Below are 23,583 nucleotides of genomic sequence, written 5' to 3' on the forward strand. Positions count from 1 at the left end.
CTTATCCCCCAGACGCCTTAAAGTGTCACACCTGTTTTAAAAATAGCCAACTCTCTAAAATTGTTTTTTTCATGATTTAACAGCTTTCCACTCGCCACATCAATCACCGTGGCAATGAACTTCTCTAGCACCACATCTTCTGATACATCCTCAAGCAATTCCCCCGCATTAAAGTCAATCCAATGTTTTTTTGTTTCATATAACGCAGTATTGGTCGATACCTTCATCGTTGGAACAAATGTGCCAAACGGTGTGCCTCTGCCTGTTGTAAAGAGGACGAGCTGACAGCCAGACGCTGCGAGAGCAGATGAAGCAACCAAATCATTCCCAGGCGCACTTAATAAATTCAATCCTTTTCGTTTTAGCAGCTCACCGTATGTTAAAACATCCTTTATAACGGAAGTACCCGCTTTTTGTGTACAGCCGAGAGATTTATCTTCTAATGTCGAAATTCCTCCTGCTTTATTTCCCGGGGAAGGATTTTCATATACTGGCTGTCGATGATCCATAAAGTATTGTTTAAAATCATTGATCATCTGCACAATATTGTCGAATGTCGCTTTTGATTCCGCTCTCTCCATTAAGATTGTTTCAGCCCCGAACATTTCCGGTACTTCTGTTAAGACGGTGGTTCCGCCTTGAGCCACAATGAAATCGGACAGTCTGCCTAAAAGTGGATTTGCGGTAATGCCTGAAAATCCATCTGATCCTCCGCATTTCAAGCCAATTTTCAGCTCAGATAACGGAATGTCTTCACGCTGATCTTCTTTCGCTGCGTCATAAATTTCCTTGAGCAAAGCGACACCCGTCTCAATCTCATCCCCTACTTCTTGGCTTCTTAAAAATTTCACCCTCGCCTGGTCATACTCCCCTAATGTTGCCTGAAAATCCTCAATGTCATTGTTTTCACAGCCAAGACCTAGAACGAGAACCCCTCCAGCATTTGGGTGCTTTACGGCATTTTGAAGAATGGTTTTTGTGTTTTCATGATCATCCCCAAGCTGTGAGCACCCATAATTGTGCTTTAATACGAGAGCCGTTTCAAAAGGATGGATGTCTCCCCCCATTTCAGCGGTAAATATTTGAATGATTTGATCGGCAATGCCATTGACACACCCAACTGTTGGGACAATCCAAAGCTCATTTCGTATACCACTTGCGCCATTTTTCCGTTTATACCCTTTAAATGTAAGATTCGTTTTTTCATAGGGGTTTTCTGTTAAAGAAGGACGGTATTCGTAATCGAGCTTACCTGATAGATTCGTTTTGATATTGTGCGTATGCACCCATTCTCCAGCAGAAATCTTAGTGGCTGCATGACCAATGGGGTAGCCATATTTGATGATATTCTCTTTTTCTTTGATCTCAGCCAATGCAAATTTATGACCTTTAGGAACGGTTTCTTTTAAAATGATTGTATGACCTTGGTGCTGAAGCTCTTCGCCTTGCTCAAGCACTTTTAAAGCGATACCAACATTATCTGAAGGATGAATCACAACAAAGTCCCTCATGCCTTCTCCCCCTGACTTTCATATTGAAGTATTTGGTGAACAGCAGCTCTCATGCCATTTTCATGTATGAAGGTGAGCTGCTCGGCTACTGCATCCTTCAGCCCTGCGATCTTCGTCAAATCCATCCCCCATAAAACTTCGTTTGAAAGAAGTTGATCGACCATTAATTCATAGGAATGTTCCACTTCCTCCCATGCTTCCTTCATGAATGTCATCACAGACTCATCATCCTTTATTTGCTCTGCTTGGATTTGATAAAAATAAATCAAACTGCTCAGTGAGAACATAAGTTTCGTAGGCAACTGTTTTTTTAGCTCTATATAATCTAGAAGAGACGGGAGAATACGTGCCCGAAATTTAGATACACCATTTAAGGCAATATCGAGTAATTGATGTTTGACAAAAGGGTTGCAGAATCGATCCCAAACGGATTGTGTATAAAGCAGCAGCTCTTCTTCAGGAAGTGGCAAACCTGGCAGCACTTCCTCCTCAAGCATGCGGCGAATGAACACACCAACATGCTCATCATCCACCGCTTTTTTGACAGTATCCAAGCCACATGAATATGCAATCGGCACCATCGCTGTATGCGCACCGTTTAAAATGCGAACCTTGCTCATACGATAGGGAGCGATATCTTCCACAAAAAGTACGTTTAACCCTGCTTCTTGAAAAGGAAGCTCTTTTTGAACAAACGGAGGTGCTTCAATGACAAACAGGTGATAATATTCTGCCGTGACAAGCAATTCATCAATATACCCCTCTTCTTTTTGAACAGTCTCCGCTGCTTTCTGAGAAAATCCTGGGACAATCCGATCAACTAACGTATTACAGAACGTGTTGGCTTCCTTGACCCAAGCCACAAAATCAGGCGGAAGATTCCACTCAGCTGCCATTGTGATCACATATTCTCTTAATCGATCACCGTTTTGTTCAATCAATTCACAAGGTAAAATGATCAAGCCCTTTTTCTCATCTCCAGAAAAAGCTTTGAAGCGGTGATACAAGAAGGCTGTCAGCTTTCCTGGAAAACTTGCTTGCGGCCGATCTTCTAATCGGTCCTCTTTTCTTAACACAAGTCCTGCCTCTGTTGTATTAGAAAAGACAAAGCGCACATCAGGACTTTCCGCTACATGTAAAAAGGCTTCATAATCTGTATATGTGCTGATTCCCCTGCTGATGGATTGAATGACGATCCGTTCGTTCATTTCTTTTTGGTCATGAAACCCTTGAATACATAAAGTGTACAAACCATCTTGTTCATTTAGAGCGGTCACTGATCCTTTTCGAGGAGGAACGACCACTGCTCTTCCTTTAAAATCTGTACAGTCGTTTAGCTTCTGGATCTGCCAATTCATAAATCCCCGCATAAAGTTTCCTTCGCCAATTTGTAGAATGGTTTCAGGATATTCAGCCACTGGGTACACATCTTTGGATAATCGTCTCAAACGCTTTTCCTCCCTGCATTTTTTGCACACGTGAACATTTTCATTTAAAAGATGCTGATTACTGCACCTTTTTTACTGAATCTCTAATCATCAGCTCTGTGTGGACATACACTTTTTCCAGATGATCGTCTTCTTGCTTTTCACCGTTGATGACTGAAAGGATGGCTTCTGCTCCAAGCGCACACATTTTTTCAATTGGCTTTTTGACTGTTGTGAGGGCAGGCGTTGTATAAGATGAAAATGAAATATCATCAAAACCAATAATAGAAAGATCATCAGGACACCTTTTACCTTTTGCAAACAATGCATTCATCGCACCAATCGCCATGTCATCGTTGGAGCAAAAAAGGGCAGTTGGCGGATCATCAAGAGTGAGTAAGGCTTCCATTGATTCATAGCCGCTCTTCATATGATAGTCGCCTGTGATCATGTATTCCTTCTTCATGGGTACATGATGGTCAATGAGTGCTTGCAGAAAACCAGCTTTTCTTTCCTGTGTGGATTTAAACCCTTCTTTCCCTTCAATAATGGCAATTTGTTTATGCCCCTGCTGAATGAAATAGTGTGCAGCTTGGTATGCCCCTTCACCATCATCCGCTAATATATTCATCACTTGATTACTTTCTACACGGCGATTCAGTACAATAATGGGAATGCCCTGCTTTTTCACATGATGGATAAACGCTTCATCATGCTCGCTTTGGCTCATGAGCAAAATACCATCATACCGCTGTTTATGAATGGTTGTGTAATCGTGAAAATCGTCAATTCCTCTTACAACCAAATGATAGTTTTCTGTTATCACACTGTTGACGCCTTTTAATGCATCAACAAAGAAACTTGAGGATGTGCCTTCTGTTAAACTCGTAAAAAACAGACCAATTGTAAATGATTTTTGCGAGACAAGGCCTCTGGCATGGACATTCGGTGAGTAATTCAGCTGTTTTGCAATCGACAAGATGTTTTGTTTTGTTTTCTCTTTAATAAAAGGGCTATTATTTAAAGCCCTTGATACTGTGGTATGAGAAACGTTTGCCAATTTTGCTATATCTTTGATTGTGACTGTCATGCTATTCCGCCTTTTATGATTTTTTATCATCTTATCATAAAAACGCTTTCATAATCTTGCTTTTTGTTCATATCATCTTGCTTTTATGCGGTAGCTCATTTGCCCGTTCAAATTGAAAATACTGCTTTGCATTTTCATAGCTGATTCCTTTTACCATTCCCCCTAGCAAATTGAGATCATTAGGCGCTTCACCTTTTTCCACCCAATTTCCAATGATGTCACATAACAGTCTACGGAAATATTCATGTCTTGTGTAAGACAGGAAGCTTCGTGAATCTGTCAGCATCCCAATAAATCGGCTGATCAGTCCGATACTGGAAAGTGCCATCATCTGCTCTGTCATTCCCTGCTTTGTATCATTAAACCACCAGGCTGTTCCATGCTGCATTTTCCCAGGAGTCTTTCCATCTTGAAAACTTCCAGCGATCGTTGAAATCACCACATTGTCCCTTGGATTCAAGGAATAGAGGATGGTTTTTGGCAATGCATATGCTTGTTCTAACCGATCTAATACGCGGCAAAGAGGTTTTGCAATGTCTTCATCATTCATTGCATCATATCCGGTATCTGGTCCAAGCCGCTCAAACATTTTTGAATTGTTGTTTCTGAGCGCATTGATATGAAGCTGCATCGCCCATCCCCGCTGAGCATATGCCTGACCTAGTTCAATGAATGTGTGCGTTTTAAATTGAACCTTCTCCTTTTCCGTCAATGGATGTCCAGACATTCTTTTATGAAAAATGATCGTAGCTTCTTCTTCCGTCGTGTCTTCGTAAGTCATTTCATTGATGGCATGATCTGAAATCAAACAGCCCTGTTCATGAAAGAAATCGATTCGCATATGAAGTGCTTTTATGAAGTCTTGATAGGATTCGATCTTGATAGATGAAACCTCCGCCAGCTGATGAACATACTCGATAAACAAGTCATTTGTGATATCTAATGCCTTATCTGGCCGAAACCCTGGCAGTACTTGCACAGAAAAGCCTTCTTCCCGCAGTTGTTGGTGATAAATCAACGAATCAACCGGATCGTCTGTCGTCACAACCGTTTCAACATTTGATTTCACAATGAAATCTCTCGCACCAAATCCATCTCCTTGCAACTTTTCATTTACTTTTTTCCAGATGATGTCTGCGCTTTCTTCATTCAAAAGTTCTTCAACATCAAAATATCGTCTTAGCTCTAGATGGGTCCAGTGATAGAGAGGATTTCCAATCGTCATCGGAACAGTTTTCGCCCATGCTAAAAATTTCTCATCATCTGAGGCATCTCCTGTGATATGTGTTTCAGGTATCCCATTTGCTCTCATGGCGCGCCATTTGTAATGATCCCCGTAAAGCCATGCTTCGGTTATATTTCGGAACGTTTTATTTTCATAGATTTCTTTTGGACTTAAATGACAATGGTAATCAATAATCGGAAGGTTCTTTGCAAACTCATGGTATAGCTTTTCCGCCGTTTGACTGTTTAATAAAAACTGCTCATCTAAAAAAGCTTTCATCAAACTCCCCCATCTCTTATAATGATGAAAATCAATTTGTTCACGTTAACAATTTTATTGTAATCGTTTACAAAATCGATTTCAATCCTAAAACAAGAAAAAACGATCTCCTTTAGAAAAGAAAATCGTTTTTTGGCTATTTTACAGATGGTGTTTTCTTTAGGATAATCGCAATAGTTGTTCCTTGACCTAATTCACTTTCTACTTGAATATCGCCATCGTGCAGTAAGACAAGCTCTTTTGCAATCGCCAGTCCTAGTCCTGTTCCATTTGTTGGATCATTCGTATTTGTCCCTCTATAGTAACGATTAAATAAATGATCCACCGTTTCTTGCGCCATTCCGCGTCCGTTATCTTTCATTTCGATCCGAACTTCATCATTTGTTTCAGATAGAACAGCTTGAATAAGAGTACCTTTCTGGTTATGCTTCACTGCGTTTGCCAGCAGGTTCTCAATGACTCGTCTAAACCAGGCTTTATCGATCTCAAACATGACACCCTCTGTTTGATCTTCAAAGGATGACAAATAATCTTCTGAAAGCGTGCTTCTTGAAAACTCGTCCATAATGGAGGCTAAAAATTCACCAAGCTCAACAGGTTTTCGATTAATAGGCAATGCACCATTTTTCAATCGATACGTGAGGTTTAAATCCTCAATCAACGTCGACATGTATTCTGATTTCTCACGAATGACTTGTCCCATTTCCATGACTTCTTCCTTGGACCATTGGTATTGATCTGATTCTAGCATTAATCCATAGCCGTAAATCGTGCTAAGAGGCGTTTTTAGATCATGAGACAGCCCTGCGATCCATTCTTCCCTCGTGGTTTGAATTTTTCTTCGGTTTGCTTCATTCTCTTTTAACGTATTGGTGAGCTGATCCATTGTTTTGAGAATATCCTCAAACAGCCGATACTCCCGCTTAATACGGCCCTTTTTATTTTTACTTACTGGAATACCTTTTCTATTTGTTGGCTCCTGCAATTTATTTCTTGATAAGAAAATCAGCCAGCGGATAATGTGATAGATCGGTAGCCCATAGCGATACGAGTACCATAATGTCATAACGATAATAATCGTAAGCGCAAGACCTGCAATCAAAAGCGTTGTATATTGGTTTAAAGCCTCTGTCTCTTTATCATAAAGCTCGTCTGGGCTGTATACTTTGTTTGGCACCGAAACAATCATATACAAATCCTTATTCACTTTGATATACGACAGGTCGCTTCTAAACTCCCAAGGCTTCGATTGATACTTGAGCAGTTCAACATCCGTTACGTTATTTTTCAAATTATTTTTGGCTCGGATACCTTTTAAGTATTTTCCTTCTTCATTAAACAGATGCACCGATCCATTCATTCTTTTCAAAAATTCTTTTGTTTCAACTGAATATTGAGACAATGCAGCCAGATTTTTTTCATGCTGCTTGAGATAATTGGCTACCTTTGTGCTGTTCGTTTTAAATCCATATAAGACGATAAAGCTTTCTTGATCAATCTCAATTGGCCAGAAGTACATCTTGTAATCTTTAAATTGTCTTTTTTCAAAGATCTTGATCATTTCATCCTTTTGATAGGATGTTGGAATGTTTTTAGGGAGTTGATAGCTATAGACGTTGCGTTTTTTGGAATCAATCACTTGTAGCCAGCCATCACGTTTTTCCACTGCTTGTTTGAGCTGATCATCGGCTTCCATTTTTCCATCCTCGTTAAAATAAAGCCAGCTCATGAGTGTATCTCCATCTGCCTTCGTTAAACCAGTTTCAGTCATATTCTCATAGCGCTTTTGAAAATAAAGATTTTCAGAGAATGTTTGCCCGATCGTTAGAATGACGATGACAATAAACATTTGTCCGACAAAGTGAAAGAAAAGTTTTGTTCGTAAATTCATAAACTATTGAAGAACCTTCACAGGTTGGGGAATGAACTTATAGCCCATACCACGGATCGTCACAATATATTCAGGCTGACTTGGATCTAACTCTATTTTTTCTCTCAGCTTTCGGATATGAACCATGACGGTGTTGTTGTCACCATATGACGGAACACCCCATACTTTCTCATAGATTTGATCTTTTGAAAGTACTACATTCGGATGGTCACAAAAATACTTCAGCAAGGACAAAAGCTGCGCTGAGCAAGCCGTCACCTTTCCCCTTACTTTCAATTCGGCTGCATGAGGATGGTACGAGAAATGAGCATATTCATATTGACTGTGAGCTTCTTCCTGCTCCTCCTGTAAGGAGATATAAGTTCGGTTTAAGTGCGCCTTAATTCTAGCTACTAGCTCTAACGGATTAAATGGCTTTGTGATGTAATCGTCTGCACCTTGTGCAAATCCAGTCAATTTGTCTACATCAGACGTTCTTGCTGTTAAATAGAAAATCGGTGCCTTCGTCATTTTCCTGATGTCAGGCAGAACATCAAAGCCAGACTTACCGGGCATCATCACATCTAGAAGTAAGAGGTGGATGTCCTCGTTTTTGACAATATCTAATGCTTCATCTGCATGATAGGCTTTATAAATATGTTGAAACCCTTCTTTTTTTAATACGCGTTCAACCATTTTTACAATTGCTTCTTCGTCATCTGCAATCAATATTTTTGCTGTTTCCACGCATCTCTTTCCTTTCTAGCTATGATCTCTAACCGTATATTACCATTGTCCAAAGTAAAAAAGTACCTCTTTTCTACATAAAAGCGAAAAAAGATCGACTGGAGAAAATGGCATAACAAGGTAATATCAAAAAATGCAAAAAAAAACCCGGTCATACATACCGAGTTTTTGTCCATCTATTATCCGTTCACAGCTTCAAGCTTTCTTTCATGATTCATTAAGTCATATGTTAAACAGATCGGCTTATTCGTTCTCGGATCAAGCACAATTTCTGCATCGATGTGGAACACCTGACTGAGCACCTCTTTTGTCATGACTTCATGAGGCGTACCATCTTTAATGACTTTCCCTTGATTGAGGGCAATCATGTAATGTGAAAAGCGTGCAGCATGATTGAGGTCATGAATCACCATCAGCACCGTTCTGCCCTGCTCTCTGTTTAAGCGTTCTAATAGCTGAAGGATCTCCAGCTGATGAGCAAGATCTAAATACGTCGTTGGTTCGTCTAATAAAAGCAGCTCTGTTTCCTGAGCGAGTGCCATCGCAATCCATACCCGCTGACGCTGTCCACCGGAGAGTGCTTCAATTGGCCGGTCATGAAATGCAATCATTCCCGTCTCCTCAAGTGCCCATCTGATGATTCGTTTGTCCTCATTTGATAAGCGGCCAAATCCATTTTGATGTGGGAAACGTCCATATGACACAAGCTCATAAACGGTCAGACCACTTGGGGCTTCAGGCGTCTGCGGTAAGATAGCCATTTGTTTTGAAATTTCTTTTGTTGGTGTTTGATGGATCGCCTGGCCATTTAAATAAACAGCACCTTGATGGGACTTCATAATACGAGACATTGTTTTTAAAATCGTTGACTTCCCGCACCCATTCGGCCCAATTAATGTGGTCACCTTGCCTTTTGGGATGCTGATATTTAAATCGTCTACAATCAAACGGTCATGATAGCCAATACAAAGCTTTTCTGTTTCAAGTGATTTCATCTGTTGTACTCTCCTTCCTCATTAGTTCGTTTTCATCAATAAGTAAATGAAGTAAGGTGCGCCTAAAGCAGAAACGACAAGTCCAACGGGCACCTCTGATGGAGCAAGTATGACACGCCCAAGTGTATCTGCAAGTAATAACAGCAGTGCACCAATCATAGCGGACGCCGGTATCATTCCTTGATGTTTCGGCCCAACTAGCTTTCTTGCGAGGTGTGGTGCCGCTAACCCTAGGAACGATATACTCCCTGCAACTGCGACACTTGCACCGGCTAATGCAACTGCAATCAGCATGAGAAAACTTCTTTCTTTATGAACTGAAATCCCTAAGCCATAAGATATCTGATCACCCAAATTCATGATATTTAAGTAGTGTGCCCTCACCATCGCTAATACAAGAAAAATCAGCATCCATGGCACGACTGATAAGACATATGTCCAGCTTGAGCCCCAAATACTTCCTGACAGCCACACAATGGCTTGGTTAAAATCATTTGGGCTCATCTTTAATTGAATGACTACAATTGCTGCCGAAAATGCAGCATTGATCCCAATACCAGTTAAAATCAATCGAACAGGCGTAATGCCCTTTTTCCACGCTAGCACATAAATGAGAAATGCAGCAAAGGCTGCACCTGCGAAAGCGAAAAGCGGCAGTACAAATATCGTAAAATCACCTAAGTTCGACATCGAGCCCTGAAAGGCAAAGATAAACAAAACAACCGCAAAACCTGCACCCGCATTTACACCTAGAATGCCGGGATCAGCTAAACCATTTTGAGAAACACCTTGCCAAATGGCACCTGATACAGCGATAGAAGCGCCAACAAGTAAAGCGATGACCATCCTTGGAAGTCTGAACTCGAATAATACAAGCTCATCCATTTCACTTCCGAGTCCAAAAAATGTTTTGAATGTATCCATCGGAGAAATCCTTATCTCTCCGGTATTTAAACTAATCAGGAACACAGCCACGATGGCTAAAAAGATCATGACCATCGTTCGTTTGTATTTCTTTTTCTTTGCCTGCTGCACCATTTCCATTTAAATTCCGCTCCTTTCACGTCTCGCTAAATATAAGAAGAAAGGAACGCCTATAATGGCTGTAATGGCACCAACTGGCGTTTCAAACGGCGCATTGACAAGCCTTGCCGCAATGTCTGCATAAATGAGCAAAATAGCCCCTAAAATAGCTGAGCAAGGTATAATCCAGCGATAGTCAACGCCGACCAAGAAACGCGTAACATGAGGAATCACAAGCCCGATAAAGCCAATAGAACCTGCAACTGACACGGCTGCACCTGTTAAAAGGATCACGACCAATATGCCAAGTACCTTGACTGTTCGTGTATATTGTCCAAGCCCTTTTGCTAATTCATCACCTAAGCTTAAAACCGTGATGGAGCGGGCAAGAATCATTGCGATGATCAGTCCTACAGCCGCAACTGGAATGATGATCTTAATATTGCTCCAATTCACACCAGCCACACCGCCTGCGTACCAAAAACTCATATCTTGCGCGACGTCAAATCGAATGGCAATCGCTGAGGAAATTGAGCTTAAAAGTGCGCCAACAGCCGTACCGGCTAATGCGAGCTTCACAGGAGTAAGTCCCCCTTTTGAAAGGGTTCCAACCCCAAATACAATAGAGGCGCCAAGTGCTGCACCCAAAAATGACCAAAGAATTAATGTAAAAGAAGATTGGCCTGGGAAAAAAGCAAACGCAATGGCAATCGCAAATGCAGAGCCATTTGTCACACCCATGATTTCAGGAGACGCAAGCGCATTTCTTGTCATGCCTTGCATGATGGCACCCGATACTGCTAAAAAGGCACCGACAAGTGCGGCACCAACTGTACGCGGCAGCCTTAGTTCCCTAATGATTTGATGTGAGGTTTGTTGTGAATCAAAATGAAAGACGGCTTCCCATACCGTGTGTAAATGAATGTTTGCCGCTCCTAGCGATACTGATAAAAAAAGACCGAATGCTAAAGCAATGATTCCTATGATGACAACAGCTGCTGTACCAAAAGGCTTTGTCACAATATCTATCGCATCATCTTTAGCTGACAGCTGTTTATTCGATTGTGAGCCCAAAACCAGTCTCTTCCTTTCCGTTCATATCTATTCGTTATTAGTGATAATGATTATCAATCTCGGAGTCTAGTATATCACTTTCTTCACGTTTTGAAATCCTTGTTCTAATAAATTTCTTTATTTTCATCAAAAAACCGGGAGAATTTCACCATTTTCATTTTGGTCATAAAATAGCCGATGCATTTTTTCTTCTATCATGTTAAGATATAATCGCGAATGAGAATCATTATCATAAACAATTGAATAGGAGCGAACTTTAGTGAAAAAACGAACTGGACTTCTTTTGATTTCCTTCATGACCCTTATGATTTTTACTGCTGCTTGCGGCAGCACTTCCAATAAAGAATCGGGAGCCAAAAAAAATGACACGATCACCTATCAAGATGTAAAGGGTGAAGTGAAACTGCCTCAAAACCCACAACGTATTGTGCTTCTGGCGGAAAGCTATTACGGGGATCTCGTCACACTCGGCAAAACCCCAATTGCTGCCACTGCGCCCATCTTTAAAAACCCTTTCTATAAAGGAAAAACAGATGGAGTGAAAAATATTGGAAAATCTCCCTCTGTTGAGAAAGTAGCCTCTTTGAAGCCGGATATGATCATTGCTTGGGGAGAAGATGAGAAATTTGATCAATACAAAAAAATTGCACCTACAGTTGCCATTCAATACAATCAATATTCGTTTAAAGACCAGCTAAAAGAATTCGGTAAAATGACAGGCACATCAAAAAAAGCAACGGATTGGATCACAAAATGGGATGCCAAAATTGCTGAAGTGAAACCAAAAGTAACAAAAGCTGTAGGAAACAAAACCGTTTCGATCGTATCACCATTCGATAAGGGCATTTACATTTTCGGTAACACTTTTGCACGCGGTGGTGAAATCATTTATGACGAGCTGAAATTAAAAGCCCCGAAGGCCGTCCAAAAAGAAGCCATCGACAGTGGTGTCGGTTATGCAAACATTTCTCTTGAAAAGCTTCCAGAATTTGCAGGTGATTATATTTTCACAAGCCCATGGAGCGGTTCAAAAAGTAATGGCGATCAAGTGTATAAAAGCAGCATCTGGGCATCACTTCCTGCTGTCCAAAACAAACGCGTATTTGAAACAGATACAGTCGGTTACTTCTTTAATGACCCTGTGTCACTAGAAGGTCAGCTCGAATTTATTGTGGATCAATTAACATCTGCCTCATAAAAAAATACGTTTCTCCAATGCTGGAGAAACGTATTTCTTATACTGTACCTTTGGCAAATTTTTTGGACATGAATGGGTAAAGTAAAATGCCAACTAAAAACAATCCAATACCAAGACCAAATGTTTTTAAATCAGCTGTGCCTGAAATAATGACCCAAGCGGAATACCCCATGGCCACAAGCGCAATGATCCCGTCTCTTGTCCGATTTCCTTTTTGGAGCTCATATGTGTCACCTTGCATGATGACCTTAAAGCTGTAGATCGACGACACGATATACGGAATGAGATACGCAAGTGTCGCTGATGTTGTTAAGAAAGTAAAGGCTTCATTAATCGTACGTGACATGACTGAGAAAATAAACAGCTGTGACATGATATTTGTGACAGTCAAAGCAAAAACAGGACTGCCTTTTTTGTTTGTTTTTGCAAACACTGCTGGGAAATCGCCAGCCTTTGCTGCTTGATAAGGGACTTCAGAACCAAGCAAAATCCAGCCGAGCATCGAACCAAATAAACAAATGATCGCAAGAAGTGCCATGACAATGCCGCCAGCCGGTCCGATAATGAGCTGAAGCACGTCTACGAATGGTTTATCAGAGCCTTGCAATTGATCATGCGGCAGAACGCCCATTGTAATCAAGGTAATAATCATATAAATAGACAGTGCAATTAAAAGTCCTGTAATCGTCGCACGTTTGACATCACGCTGCGAGGAAGCTCTTCCTGATAAAATGACAGCAGATTCGATGCCGATAAATGCCCATAGTGTGGAAATGGCCGCATGATGAATTTGGCCTCCAAGTCCGAGCACTCCTTCACCACTTGCTGCTTCAACAGGGAAGTAATAATGTTCAAATAATGCGGTTTGGAATGCAAATAAGCCTGCGACAATAAAAAGGACGAATCCAAGCACCTTTGAAAAGGTCGTAATAAAGTTTAACTTACTTGCTGCGCTTAAGCTTGTAATTAAAATCGTATGAGTCCCCCATAGAAGGATTGTACATACGATAAACGTTGTGAGCTGACCAAGTGTGATCGCTTCTTTTCCAAAAGTAAAGACCTCCGTTTTCACGGTTAAAATTGGGAAAAAGGTTGTTAAATAACCAGCTAGGCTTGTGATAATGGCGACATTACTAATCCAGCTTGCCACCCAATATCCCCAAACCATTGTAAAACCGGCTGCTTTTCCTTTTTTCGGATCTTTAAAAAGCGCTCTTGCATAGCTTTGTGGTCCAGCTGTTAGCTGCGGTTTATGAATGGACAAATGTCCAAACACAAAGGCAATCATCAGTACGCCGCCACCTGTGACAAGCCATGCCATCGTCACACCTAAAGGACTTGCATGCTGGGCAAGTGTACTAGGCAGCATAAAGATGCCTGAACCTACCATATTTCCGACGACAAAAGCCGTCAATAACCAAAAACCCCATTTTTTTGTCTGTTCCATTTTCGTACCTCCGTTATATTCACTTTGGACCAGACCCGGCAGTATCTTCATTGATATATTTGTGAAGCAATGACTTGCATTCTTTATGTTCATGTTGGGTCACTTTCTTACCAGCATACCCTTTTCTTAGGCAATCAGAACATAAAAAAAAGCCTGAACAAAAGTCCATGCTTTTCAAAACATACACCTTGATCTCCGGATAGCCCTCCACGCTTCAAAGACGTGGCAGTCCTGCATTTGTTCAATGCAGACCCAGCATAAAGAAAGTTGGAGCTCTCTCTACACTTCGGCGCTGATGCCTTTTTTCTCATGATCAACGATTCCATCTCTCCCATGAGTGACTCATCATCCGCGCAACCTCTACCTCACTGAGACATAGCGTGAGGATTTCTATTCATTTTTACTACACGAAGGTTATCAAACATTCTCATATCTGTCAAAGGGAAAAACATAGAAAAAAGGCAGAGAAATGATTCTCCGCCTTTTTGTCAGCTTATTGATGGTTGTTTTTCTTCTTTTGGACAGCTTCCTGAAGCGGATCGCCTGCTAGTTCTTTACTTGCTTCTTCTAACAGCTGATCGACCTGCTGATGGTCTTTCTCGCTTTTCGCCTTTTTATCCTTTTGGAAAAATGACATCGCTATTTCCCCCCTTTTCATAAAATGCCTTTGCCTGTTTAATTTGTGCTACAGCGCTCAGCATTATACAAAGAGGAGCGGTTCATTCATCGTGAAAGGTCTGTCTCATTTTTTGCAAATACGTTAGAAAGGTCTTTAAGTCTTCCTCTGTGAAGTCTGACATCATATGCTGAATCACCTTTCCAAAAAGACGTGTATGCTTTTCGTAAATAGCCAGCCCTTTTTCCGTGGCTTCTAGCCGAACAAGGGAATGATCGTCCTTGTCCCTCTCTCTCTGAATGTAGCCTTGCTCACATAATTTATTGAGGGCAATGGAAGCGGCACCTGGGTTGAGAGAGAGTCTTTGTTTGAGCTCTTCAGCATGTGATACTTTTCCTTGTATCAATATAGAAAGAGCATATATCTGTGGAGGCGTGATGTCTTTTTCTAACTCAAGTAACTTGCGGTTTAATTTACGGCTGACTTCATAATGTACAAGAACAATTTCTTTTAAAATGTCTGCATTACTCATCCGAATCGCATCCTTATCGTTAGTGTCAACATGACTTCCTTCTTATTATAGAATGTTTTTCCAAACAGCCAACTATTTTATCCCATTTTTCTTTAGAAATAAGCCTTGCTGAATGGATTCACCCTTGATATAGTGAGTACTTGAACAAAAAACAGAACAGGAGTACGCATCATGACAGGAAAAACACATATTATGGGCGGAATTGCCGCCTCCACAGCCGTCGCCTATTATTACGGATTCGAACCAGTGACGATGGCTGCTGCAGGATCAGTAGGTGCCCTCATCCCAGATCTATGTCATACAAAAAGCAAAATCGGCAGGAAATTCCCGCTGCTTTCCACACTGATCAGTAGTGTGTTCGGGCACCGCACCTTTACACATAGTTTATTATTTCTGCTGATCATTTATTTTATTGCGACAACATACATTCCAAATGACAGCCTCAGTACCGGGTTACTAGTTGGGATGGCAAGCCACCTCATCCTTGATGCAGGCACAGTGAACGGTATTAAATTTTTGTTCCCTGCGACCATAAAAGTACGTCTCCCCTTTTATGTCAAAACAGGCAGCACAGGAGAGCAAGTCGTACTAGCTGCTCTGACCATTGTCACCTGCTATTACATGGCTGTCATTTGCGGAATATCCATCCCATTGCCGTTTTAGAAAAAGAAAAAAGAGTTTTGCAAAAAAGCAGGATATGAATTGATCATTCCTCATTTTTTTAGTAGTTTTAAGATAAGTGTTTTTGCCTTGCAGCTGAATACAGAATGGTGAGGAGTTACATAAATGAAAGCGTTTTTCAAAAATCACTGGTTTTTAGTGTACTCCATCCTCTTTATGTGGATGAAAACATACATCATTTATCAATTCGGATTTCATATACGAACGGCCAATCTGTTTCACGAATGGCTGCTTTTGATCAATCCACTTAGCTTTTTGCTCCCTTTGTTTGGGATTGCTCTTTTCTTAAATGAAACGAAACAAAAGGTCTTTTTATTGACCACAAATTTTATTTTGACAGCTATTTTGATATCGAATACGATCTTTTACGGTTTTTATATTGATTTCATTACCATTCCTGTCTTATTTCAAGCAAAGAACATGGGAGATATGGGCAGCAGTATGACTGAATTGTTTCACCCGCTATTTATACTCATGCTGATTGATTTTGTAGTGCTGGCATGGCTCTTAAAACGGAAACCGCTATCACCAAAAGCGTCTTTTAAGACGATCAAAACATACTATGTGGTTTGCTGCAGCTTGCTATTGTTCCATGTCAGCTCAGCTTTGATGGACCACCCTCGTTTTTTGACAAGCTCGTATGATCGAGAAGTCATTGTACGAAACCTTGGGCTGTTTCAATTCCATTTGTATGACGGTGCCGCTCAAACAGCACGAATTGGACAAAAAGCCTTTGCTGACGAAGATACACTTTCAACAGTGGCAAACTACACAAAAGCTGATTACAGTGCACCAAATGAAGACTACTTTGGACTTGCTAAAGGCAAAAATGTCGTGTTCATTTCACTTGAATCAACGCAGCAATTTGTCATGAATCAAAAGGTGAATGGACAATACATCACACCATTTTTAAATCAACTTGCCAAAAAAAGCTTCTATTTCGATGAATTTTATCAGCAGACAGAGCAAGGCAAAACGTCGGACTCAGAGTTTATCGTCGCAAACTCCCTCTATCCATCTAGCAGTGGCGCTGTCTTTTTCACAGCGAGTGACAACGAATATGACACACTGTACAAGCAATTGAAAAAAGAGAATTATCAATCCGTCCAATTTCATGCGAATAATAAAACGTTCTGGAATCGTGATGTGATGTATGAATCTCTTGGGATTGACCGCTTTTATGATGTCGATTCATTTGATGTCAATGAACAGAATTCGACTGGATGGGGCTTAAAGGATATCGACTTTTTTGACCAATCCATCGATTATTTAAAAAAGCTGAAGACGCCTTATTACAGCACGTTTATTACCTTAACCAATCACTTCCCATTTGAAATTGATCCAAAGGATCAGTTCATTGATGAATACGATTCGACTAGCACCATTTTAAACCGCTATGTGACCACCGTCCGCTATCAAGATGAAGCCATCAAAAGGTTCTTTGAACGAATGAAAGAAGAAGGACTATATGAAAATACAATGTTTGTCCTCATGGGAGACCACTATGGCATTTCAGAAGCACATCATGAGGCAATGGCAGAGCTGCTGAAGCAGGATGAAATCACACCGTTTGATGCGGTTAAACTGCAGCGGGTCCCTTTTTTGATTTACATTCCTGGGGTGACAGACGAGGCCCCTCAAACCATTTCTGAAACAGCCGGTCAAATGGATGTCAAACCGACACTTCTTCATTTACTCGGCATTGAATCAAAAGATGCCATTCAATTTGGAAATGACCTTTTCTCCAATGAGCGTACACCGTTCGCTGTGCTGAGAAATGGAAACTTTATTACGGATGATTATCTTTATACGAAAAACACGTGCTATGATCAAAAAACAAAACAGCCTGTTGAACAAGACGAAATATGCCAGCCTTATATAGAAAAAGCCAATAAAGAGCTGTCTCTATCAGATAAAGTGATCAACGGGAACTTACTACGTTTTTATCAGCACTAAAAGCTGCCCTCTGGCGGCTTTTTCTTTTCTCTTTTCCTGAAAACCTATGAATGGTCAAATAAGTTTGATTATAATAAAGGATACACATGATGTTGAATGATAAAGAGGTGTGATCATGAAATATTTATTCTTAACCTTCGTCACCATCTGTTTGCTCCTGACTGGGTGTCAAACGGAGTCGACGTCACCAGATCAAAGCAAAAAGACAGAACTTGTGATTTCAGCGGCGGCAAGCCTGCAGGATGCTTTGAAAGAGATTGAATCTGCCTATGAAGATGATCACCCAAACGTGACACTCACGAATAATTTCGGGTCATCCGGCGCATTGAAGCAGCAAATCGCTCAAGGAGCAAAAGCGGATCTCTTCTTCTCAGCAGCTGAAGAGCCTTTTGATGATCTTGTTCAATCTGGCGACATCGATCAGGATCATACAAAGGATGCCATACAAAATGAGCTTGTCCTCATCGTGCCAAAAGAAAGTTCCTCTTCTATCAAAACCTTTCGCGATGTTGATCACATAAAAGGAAAGATAGCGCTTGGCACACCTGAATCTGTTCCTGCTGGTACATATGCAAAAGAGATTTTCACAAAACTGAATATATGGGACCAAGTGAAACAGAATGCTGTCTATGGCAAGGATGTTCGTCAAGTATTAAACTATGTCGAAACAGGAAATGTGGAAGCTGGTGTCGTGTATAAGACGGACGCGCTCGTTTCTCGCAAAGTAAAGATAGTAGATGAGGCAAATCAAGACATGCATTCCCCCATCATTTATCCTGTTGGCATTGTCAAACAGACCGATCACATGAAAGAGGCGAAAGCATTTTTTCAATATCTCCAATCAGATCCAGCCGCAGCGATTTTTAAAAAGTACGGCTTTCAAGTGAAATAATGCCGATGCTGACCGAAGATTTTCTTTCACCTATCTGGCTGTCCGTACAAGTGGCTGCTTTCAGCGGATTATTGGCTGTCGTTTTAGGAACGTCCATTGGTTTTTGGATGGCCCGTACATCTTTCAAAGGGAAAATGATCGTGGAAACGCTCCTCATGATGCCACTTGTCCTGCCGCCAACGGTCGTAGGATTTCTGCTGCTCGTTGCGTTCGGGAAGCACAGTGTGATTGGACAAGCCATTGAATGGATCTTCCATCAGCCTGTCATCTTCACTTATTGGGCAGCGGTCATTGCATCGACGGTTGTCGCATTCCCGCTCATGTATCAATCAGCGAAAGCTGGTTTTTCTACGATTGAGTCAGACATTGAAGGTGCTGCAAAAGTTGATGGTGCGCATTCTTTCCAGGTCTTTGCCTATATTACCGTCCCACTCGCACTGCCATCTCTTCTCTCTGGTGCGGTTCTAAGTTTTGCAAGGGCCTTAGGAGAATTTGGAGCGACTTTAATGTTCGCCGGCAACATTCCTGGGAAAACGCAAACCCTCCCAACAGCCATCTATGTGGCGATTGATTCTGGACGAATGGAACTTGCGTGGGCTTGGACCATTTGTATTGTGATCCTGTCTTTCCTGATGCTGTTGGCTGTTCGCCGAAGCAGGAATTAAAAAATCCCCTTCTCAAAAAGAGAAAGGGATTCAGATTGTTGACAAAGGGCTAAAATGAACTTGATTTTAGCCCTTTGTCTTCTTTTCAGCGTGATAGAAAACCTTTGCTAGTCTAGGAAGCACCAGTACTCACTGACAAAATATGCGAGGGTTTGTCTACACGCTGAGGGGATAATTTTATTTATTCAAACCCAACCGTCATCGTTTCTGGATTAGACCCGACACGTTCGTTATTATTAAGTGCATTGATTTTTTCCATGTCTTCTTGTGAAAGCTCGAAGTCAAAAATGTCGGCATTTTGTTTAATTCGTTCTTCATTGATTGATTTTGGAATAGTGACAACGCCGCTTTGCAGATCCCAACGCAAGATCACTTGAGCCACAGATTTGTTGTATTGTGCTGCAATTTCCTTTAATACGTCATGATCCAAAAGCTTTCCTTGCATCAGCGGAGACCATGCTTCAATTTGAATGCCTTTTTCTTTCGCATATTGTCGTAATTCGACAAGTGTCAGTTTTGGATGAAACTCTACTTGGTTCACCGCTGGAACAACCTCTGCATCTTTTAACAGCTCTTCTAAATGCTGCACGTAGAAGTTGCTGACACCAATCGCTCTTACTTTTCCATCTTTATAAAGCTTCTCAAGCGCACGCCATGTCTCTTTAAATGTATCTGCATTTGGTCCAGGCCAATGAATCAAATAGAGGTCTAAGTAATCAAGACCGAGCCGGTTTAAGCTTGCATCGAATGCAGCGAGTGCTTTGTCATATCCTTGATCTGTGTTCCATACTTTTGACGTAATGAACAATTCTTCTCTTTTGACGCCAGATTCTTTAATGGCTTTCCCTACGCCTGTCTCGTTTTTATAAACGGCAGCCGTATCAATGCTGCGATAACCGTTTCGTATGGCTGCTTTGACGGCATCAACCACTTGGTTGCCGTCCTCCACTTTGAATACACCTAAACCAAACCATGGCATTTCTACTCCGTTATTTAGTGTTACGGTATCATTCAAGCTTTTGACCATGTTAACAACCACCTTTTCATAGATTCCATCTTTTTCATTATCTCATGTTGCGTTTGAAAACTCTATTATCAGGCGTTTCTCTTCGCTTCAATCGCTAGTAGCAAAGCACCTGTCATACCTGCCTTGTCCTCAAGTCCAGGAGAGACAATGTATGTATCAAGCGGCGGCATGTCGACATAATCATTGACATACGCAGCCAGCTTCTCTCGAATGAGCGGAAATAGCTGTTTTTGCTTCATGACGCCTCCACCCATTATAATGCGTTCTGGGCTTAATATCAGCGTGTATTGCATTAATGCCTGTGCTAAATAATCTGCTTCAAGAGACCAAACTGCTTCTTCTTCGGTAAGCTCTTTAGCCGGCTTTCCCCACCTTGCCTCAATAGCTGGACCTGCCGCCAGTCCTTCTAAGCAAGTACCATGCGCTGGGCAGACACCTGCGAACTGATCTGATTCATGCTGCCTGACCAGGATGTGTCCCATTTCTGGATGTGAGTGACCGTGGAGAAGCTCATTTTTCACAACAGCCCCGGCACCAATCCCCGTACCGACCGTGATATACAGACAGCTGCTTAGCCCTTTGGCGGCCCCTTTTGTCAGTTCACCTAATGCTGCGGCATTGACATCTGTCGTAAAGGACACCGGTACGCCTAATTGTTTCTCCAGCTCAGGTATCAACGGGTAATGCTTCCATTCCACTTTCGGCGTATTCATGATGTAACCGTAAGAAGGATCGTCTTTCTGGACACAAATTGGTCCAAAGGAACCGACCCCTAATGCTGCAATTTCATGTTGCTGAAAAAATGGAATAAGTGATTGGATGGTTTTTTCCGGGTGCTCTGTTGGAATGGTTAATTCCTCTATGATATCCCCATGCTCATTGCCAATGGCACAGCAGAACTTTGTCCCCCCAGCTTCAATCGCTCCGTAATATGTCATCCTGCCTCTCCCCCTGCTCGTCTCTTTTTTTCATCATAAAACATAGGGGAGAAGATGACAACATCATGTATTGGTCAGTAAGACTGCTTCCATGTCATTGATATATTCCCTTAAATGATGGGCAATATCACGATTGATTTCGCCATTTTCATATAAGGTTTGAATTTCATTACGAATCGTCTGTACGGCTTGGAAGTTAAGCTCTTTCTTCTTCCGGTCAAACGTACGATCCTTTTGCTGGAAGAAAGAAGGACCATGTTCACAGCGGAAAATCACTTGATTGTAAAACCCAATGACTTGATGACACGTTTGTTGATTGTCTTCGGTCATATGGTGCTTAATAGAATCCACCGCAGCTTCAGCCGTTTTCTTACGGATTTGTTTATACGATTCCTCGTTTTCTAATATGCCGCTCGAAATACGCTGATGCGGACGCCACAATTGAAGCCATTGTAGTAAGCGCAGAAACTTCACTTTTGAGAAACGAATTTTAAAGGAGTTGGAATAGAGCATTTCCAGCTCATGAAATCTCTCCTGCAGCTCATATGCTTCTTCTTTGTCGATTTTCTCTTCCTCAATCAACTGCTGAAGTTTCATCTGTTCTGCTTTAATGCCGTGCAGTCTGATTTTTCTCTCTTGTTTTCTCATCCCAAACTGGTACGGTTCCCGCTGAATATTTCGTAGCTTCATTCGGTAATCATTGATGAGTGCAAGGGAGACTTCTCGATTGTCTTCATTCATTCCTTCTTTTAGGGTTTTAATGGCACTTCTCAGCAGCTTCCGTTTCGCGTGCTGAATCTTTGTATCTAAGTCCACATCCACTTGCTTATCTTTTTTCTCCGATAAAATAGGCAGCAAGACACTCGCTAAAATGAGTGTACATAAAATGACGCCTGCTGCGAGGAAAATAATTAAATGGCGCTCAGGAAATGGTGACCCGTCTGCAAGCGTAAACGGAATGGAGAAAGCACCCGCTAATGTAACAGCACCACGAACACCAGAGAATGTCATCAGCATAGAAGCACGCAGCTTCGGTTTTTTCGCGTTCTTCTTTTTCGATACACTCCAGTTTCCTGCCCAGAACAGCCATACCCATAGGAATCTGAGAATCATTAGACAGAATGTAATGATTAAAATGTAACTGATCACCTGCATATTATTAAAGGCTTCATCTTGGAAAATGACGGTCGATACATCAGGAATTTGTAACCCAAGTAAAACGAAAACAAGGCCATTTAAAATAAATAAAATAATATTCCACGTGTTTGAAGAAGCAATTTGCAGTTTTGCTAAATTCGCTTCCATTCGGTCTTGCTCGATGGCATGTGTCACACCACCGGCAACAACGGCTAAAATGCCGGATACGCCAATTTCTTCCGCTGCTAAATAAATCACAAACGGCGTGAGGATTTGCAGGATGATGTGCATTGTGACATCGTCCATGCCTAAACGGCGGAGAAAGTAGCGAAAACGAATGATAAAAAACGACAGAATAAATCCAGTCAATAATCCGCCAGCAGCAATAAGAACAAAGCTAAAGGATGCCTCTGCAATGGAAAATGCCCCTGTAACCGTCGCTGCAATAGCAAATTTAAAGGCAACAAGTCCTGACGCATCGTTCATCAGCCCTTCGCCTTCCAGCAGTCTCATGATCCCCTTTGGCATATTCACACGGCTGGAAAGGGCACTTACAGCAACGACATCTGTCGGTGATAAAATCGCTGCAAGCGCAAATGCAGCTGGAAGTGGTATGCTTGGAATCATCCAATGGATGGTATATCCTGCGACAATGACTGTCGCAAATACGAGCCCTAAAGCTAATAGAAGAATGGGCGCTCTTAATTTCCACAGCTCGTCCCTTGGGGTACGCTTCCCATCATTAAATAACAGCGGTGCAATGAATAAAACGAAGAATAGCTCAGGATTTAAAGAAATATGTAAACCTGAAGGAAAAGCTGCGACCAATATCCCTAAACCCACTTGGATTAATGGAACTGGAATAAAGGGCAGAAAACGATTGATAATATTAGATGATGCAATGAGTGCTAGTAGTACGAGCACTGCCAAAAAAATCTCCAAGTACATGTCCCTCCCATTTCATTTTTTCCGTCATGTTTTGCTTACATGCAAAGATGTGTTCATTTCTTTCAGATCCATCCGTTCGGTCATGAGCGTTTCTTTAGTATCCCGCAAAAAGCGAAACCAACACATAACAATCCATCTAGGCAAAAAAAGACTGAATCTACATATTCAGTCAAATGACAACATTTTCATCTCGTGTATTGTTCCAATGATGAATAAAGAACCTACTTTTATTTTACACGAAAACAGCTTGACCTGCTGACATCAAGCTCGAATAACACATAAAAAAAGAGCGACACATCGCCCTC

At 41.4% G+C, this 23,583-nt stretch carries 20 protein-coding genes and 1 riboswitch; of the genes, 5 read left to right on the plus strand and 15 right to left on the minus strand.

Going from position 1 to position 23,583, the window contains the following annotated elements; all coding sequences use genetic code 11:
* Positions 1–17: 17 nt before the first annotated feature.
* The 9 genes from ES896_RS01365 to ES896_RS01405 all read right to left on the minus strand — a co-directional run bounded on the left by ES896_RS01365 (position 18) and on the right by ES896_RS01405 (position 11,241).
* Positions 18–1,511: a UxaA family hydrolase gene (locus ES896_RS01365; RefSeq protein WP_025207964.1), complete on the minus strand. Its 1,494-nt coding sequence runs from the start codon at positions 1,509–1,511 to the stop codon at positions 18–20.
* A complete protein-coding gene (locus ES896_RS01370; RefSeq protein ID WP_135226269.1) occupies positions 1,508–2,959 on the minus strand; it encodes a tagaturonate reductase in 1,452 nt (483 codons plus the stop codon). The genes ES896_RS01365 and ES896_RS01370 overlap by 4 nt, the downstream gene beginning before the upstream one ends.
* 58 nt (positions 2,960–3,017) lie before the next feature.
* Positions 3,018–4,028 carry a LacI family DNA-binding transcriptional regulator gene (locus ES896_RS01375; RefSeq protein WP_017359253.1) on the minus strand — a complete coding sequence of 337 codons (1,011 nt, stop codon included), beginning with the start codon at positions 4,026–4,028 and terminating at the stop codon, positions 3,018–3,020.
* Positions 4,029–4,095: 67 nt separating this feature from the next.
* Positions 4,096–5,532 (minus strand): glucuronate isomerase, encoded by a 1,437-nt coding sequence (gene uxaC / locus ES896_RS01380; protein WP_135226270.1) that lies wholly within the window; start codon positions 5,530–5,532, stop codon positions 4,096–4,098.
* Positions 5,533–5,668: 136 nt separating this feature from the next.
* Positions 5,669–7,423: a HAMP domain-containing sensor histidine kinase gene (locus ES896_RS01385; protein WP_017359251.1), complete on the minus strand. Its 1,755-nt coding sequence runs from the start codon at positions 7,421–7,423 to the stop codon at positions 5,669–5,671.
* Positions 7,424–7,426: 3 nt separating this feature from the next.
* Entirely contained in the window at positions 7,427–8,149 is a 723-nt protein-coding gene (locus ES896_RS01390) for a response regulator transcription factor (RefSeq protein ID WP_017359250.1), read from the minus strand.
* A gap of 179 nt (positions 8,150–8,328) precedes the next feature.
* Positions 8,329–9,144: an ABC transporter ATP-binding protein gene (locus ES896_RS01395; protein ID WP_017368048.1), complete on the minus strand. Its 816-nt coding sequence runs from the start codon at positions 9,142–9,144 to the stop codon at positions 8,329–8,331.
* A 21-nt stretch (positions 9,145–9,165) separates the two neighbouring features.
* Complete coding sequence (locus ES896_RS01400; protein WP_135226271.1) at positions 9,166–10,188, minus strand: FecCD family ABC transporter permease; 1,023 nt, start codon at positions 10,186–10,188, stop codon at positions 9,166–9,168.
* Complete coding sequence (locus tag ES896_RS01405; RefSeq protein WP_008347113.1) at positions 10,189–11,241, minus strand: FecCD family ABC transporter permease; 1,053 nt, start codon at positions 11,239–11,241, stop codon at positions 10,189–10,191.
* Between the two features lie 259 nt (positions 11,242–11,500).
* Between ES896_RS01405 and ES896_RS01410 the strand changes: the two genes are divergently transcribed.
* Positions 11,501–12,439 (plus strand): ABC transporter substrate-binding protein, encoded by a 939-nt coding sequence (locus ES896_RS01410; protein ID WP_135226272.1) that lies wholly within the window; start codon positions 11,501–11,503, stop codon positions 12,437–12,439.
* A gap of 37 nt (positions 12,440–12,476) precedes the next feature.
* Here ES896_RS01410 and ES896_RS01415 read toward each other — a convergent pair whose 3' ends face one another.
* The 3 genes from ES896_RS01415 to ES896_RS01430 form a co-directional block, all read right to left on the minus strand.
* On the minus strand, positions 12,477–13,886 hold the full coding sequence (locus tag ES896_RS01415; RefSeq protein WP_025207968.1) for an amino acid permease: 1,410 nt from the start codon (positions 13,884–13,886) through the stop codon (positions 12,477–12,479).
* Positions 13,887–14,078: 192 nt separating this feature from the next.
* A riboswitch (Lysine riboswitch) is annotated at positions 14,079–14,257 on the minus strand.
* A 122-nt stretch (positions 14,258–14,379) separates the two neighbouring features.
* Positions 14,380–14,523: a small acid-soluble spore protein SspJ gene (gene sspJ, locus ES896_RS01425; protein ID WP_008347117.1), complete on the minus strand. Its 144-nt coding sequence runs from the start codon at positions 14,521–14,523 to the stop codon at positions 14,380–14,382.
* Positions 14,524–14,605: 82 nt separating this feature from the next.
* Positions 14,606–15,034 carry a MarR family winged helix-turn-helix transcriptional regulator gene (locus tag ES896_RS01430; RefSeq protein WP_007500254.1) on the minus strand — a complete coding sequence of 143 codons (429 nt, stop codon included), beginning with the start codon at positions 15,032–15,034 and terminating at the stop codon, positions 14,606–14,608.
* Positions 15,035–15,205: 171 nt separating this feature from the next.
* Here ES896_RS01430 and ES896_RS01435 point away from each other — a divergent pair, with 171 nt between their 5' ends.
* The 4 genes from ES896_RS01435 to modB all read left to right on the plus strand — a co-directional run bounded on the left by ES896_RS01435 (position 15,206) and on the right by modB (position 19,228).
* Complete coding sequence (locus ES896_RS01435) at positions 15,206–15,697, plus strand: metal-dependent hydrolase (RefSeq protein WP_007500253.1); 492 nt, start codon at positions 15,206–15,208, stop codon at positions 15,695–15,697.
* A gap of 123 nt (positions 15,698–15,820) precedes the next feature.
* Positions 15,821–17,671 carry an LTA synthase family protein gene (locus ES896_RS01440; RefSeq protein ID WP_008347119.1) on the plus strand — a complete coding sequence of 617 codons (1,851 nt, stop codon included), beginning with the start codon at positions 15,821–15,823 and terminating at the stop codon, positions 17,669–17,671.
* A gap of 115 nt (positions 17,672–17,786) precedes the next feature.
* Entirely contained in the window at positions 17,787–18,563 is a 777-nt protein-coding gene (modA, locus tag ES896_RS01445; RefSeq protein ID WP_008347120.1) for a molybdate ABC transporter substrate-binding protein, read from the plus strand.
* On the plus strand, positions 18,563–19,228 hold the full coding sequence (gene modB, locus ES896_RS01450) for a molybdate ABC transporter permease subunit (RefSeq protein WP_060781412.1): 666 nt from the start codon (positions 18,563–18,565) through the stop codon (positions 19,226–19,228). The genes modA and modB overlap by 1 nt, the downstream gene beginning before the upstream one ends.
* Positions 19,229–19,409: 181 nt before the next feature.
* Here modB and ES896_RS01455 read toward each other — a convergent pair whose 3' ends face one another.
* The 3 genes from ES896_RS01455 to ES896_RS01465 all read right to left on the minus strand — a co-directional run bounded on the left by ES896_RS01455 (position 19,410) and on the right by ES896_RS01465 (position 23,272).
* Positions 19,410–20,255, minus strand: coding sequence for an aldo/keto reductase (locus tag ES896_RS01455; protein WP_017359243.1), 846 nt, complete (start codon positions 20,253–20,255; stop codon positions 19,410–19,412).
* Positions 20,256–20,323: 68 nt separating this feature from the next.
* Positions 20,324–21,193 (minus strand): ROK family protein, encoded by an 870-nt coding sequence (locus ES896_RS01460; RefSeq protein WP_076821115.1) that lies wholly within the window; start codon positions 21,191–21,193, stop codon positions 20,324–20,326.
* Positions 21,194–21,256: 63 nt separating this feature from the next.
* Positions 21,257–23,272, minus strand: a complete 2,016-nt coding sequence (locus ES896_RS01465; protein ID WP_039963778.1) for a Na+/H+ antiporter — start codon at positions 23,270–23,272, stop codon at positions 21,257–21,259.
* Positions 23,273–23,583 lie beyond the last annotated feature (311 nt).

This window comes from Bacillus sp. 005/A4HT-01/001, from assembly GCF_004634445.1.
Lineage (GTDB): Bacteria > Bacillota > Bacilli > Bacillales > Bacillaceae > Bacillus > Bacillus altitudinis.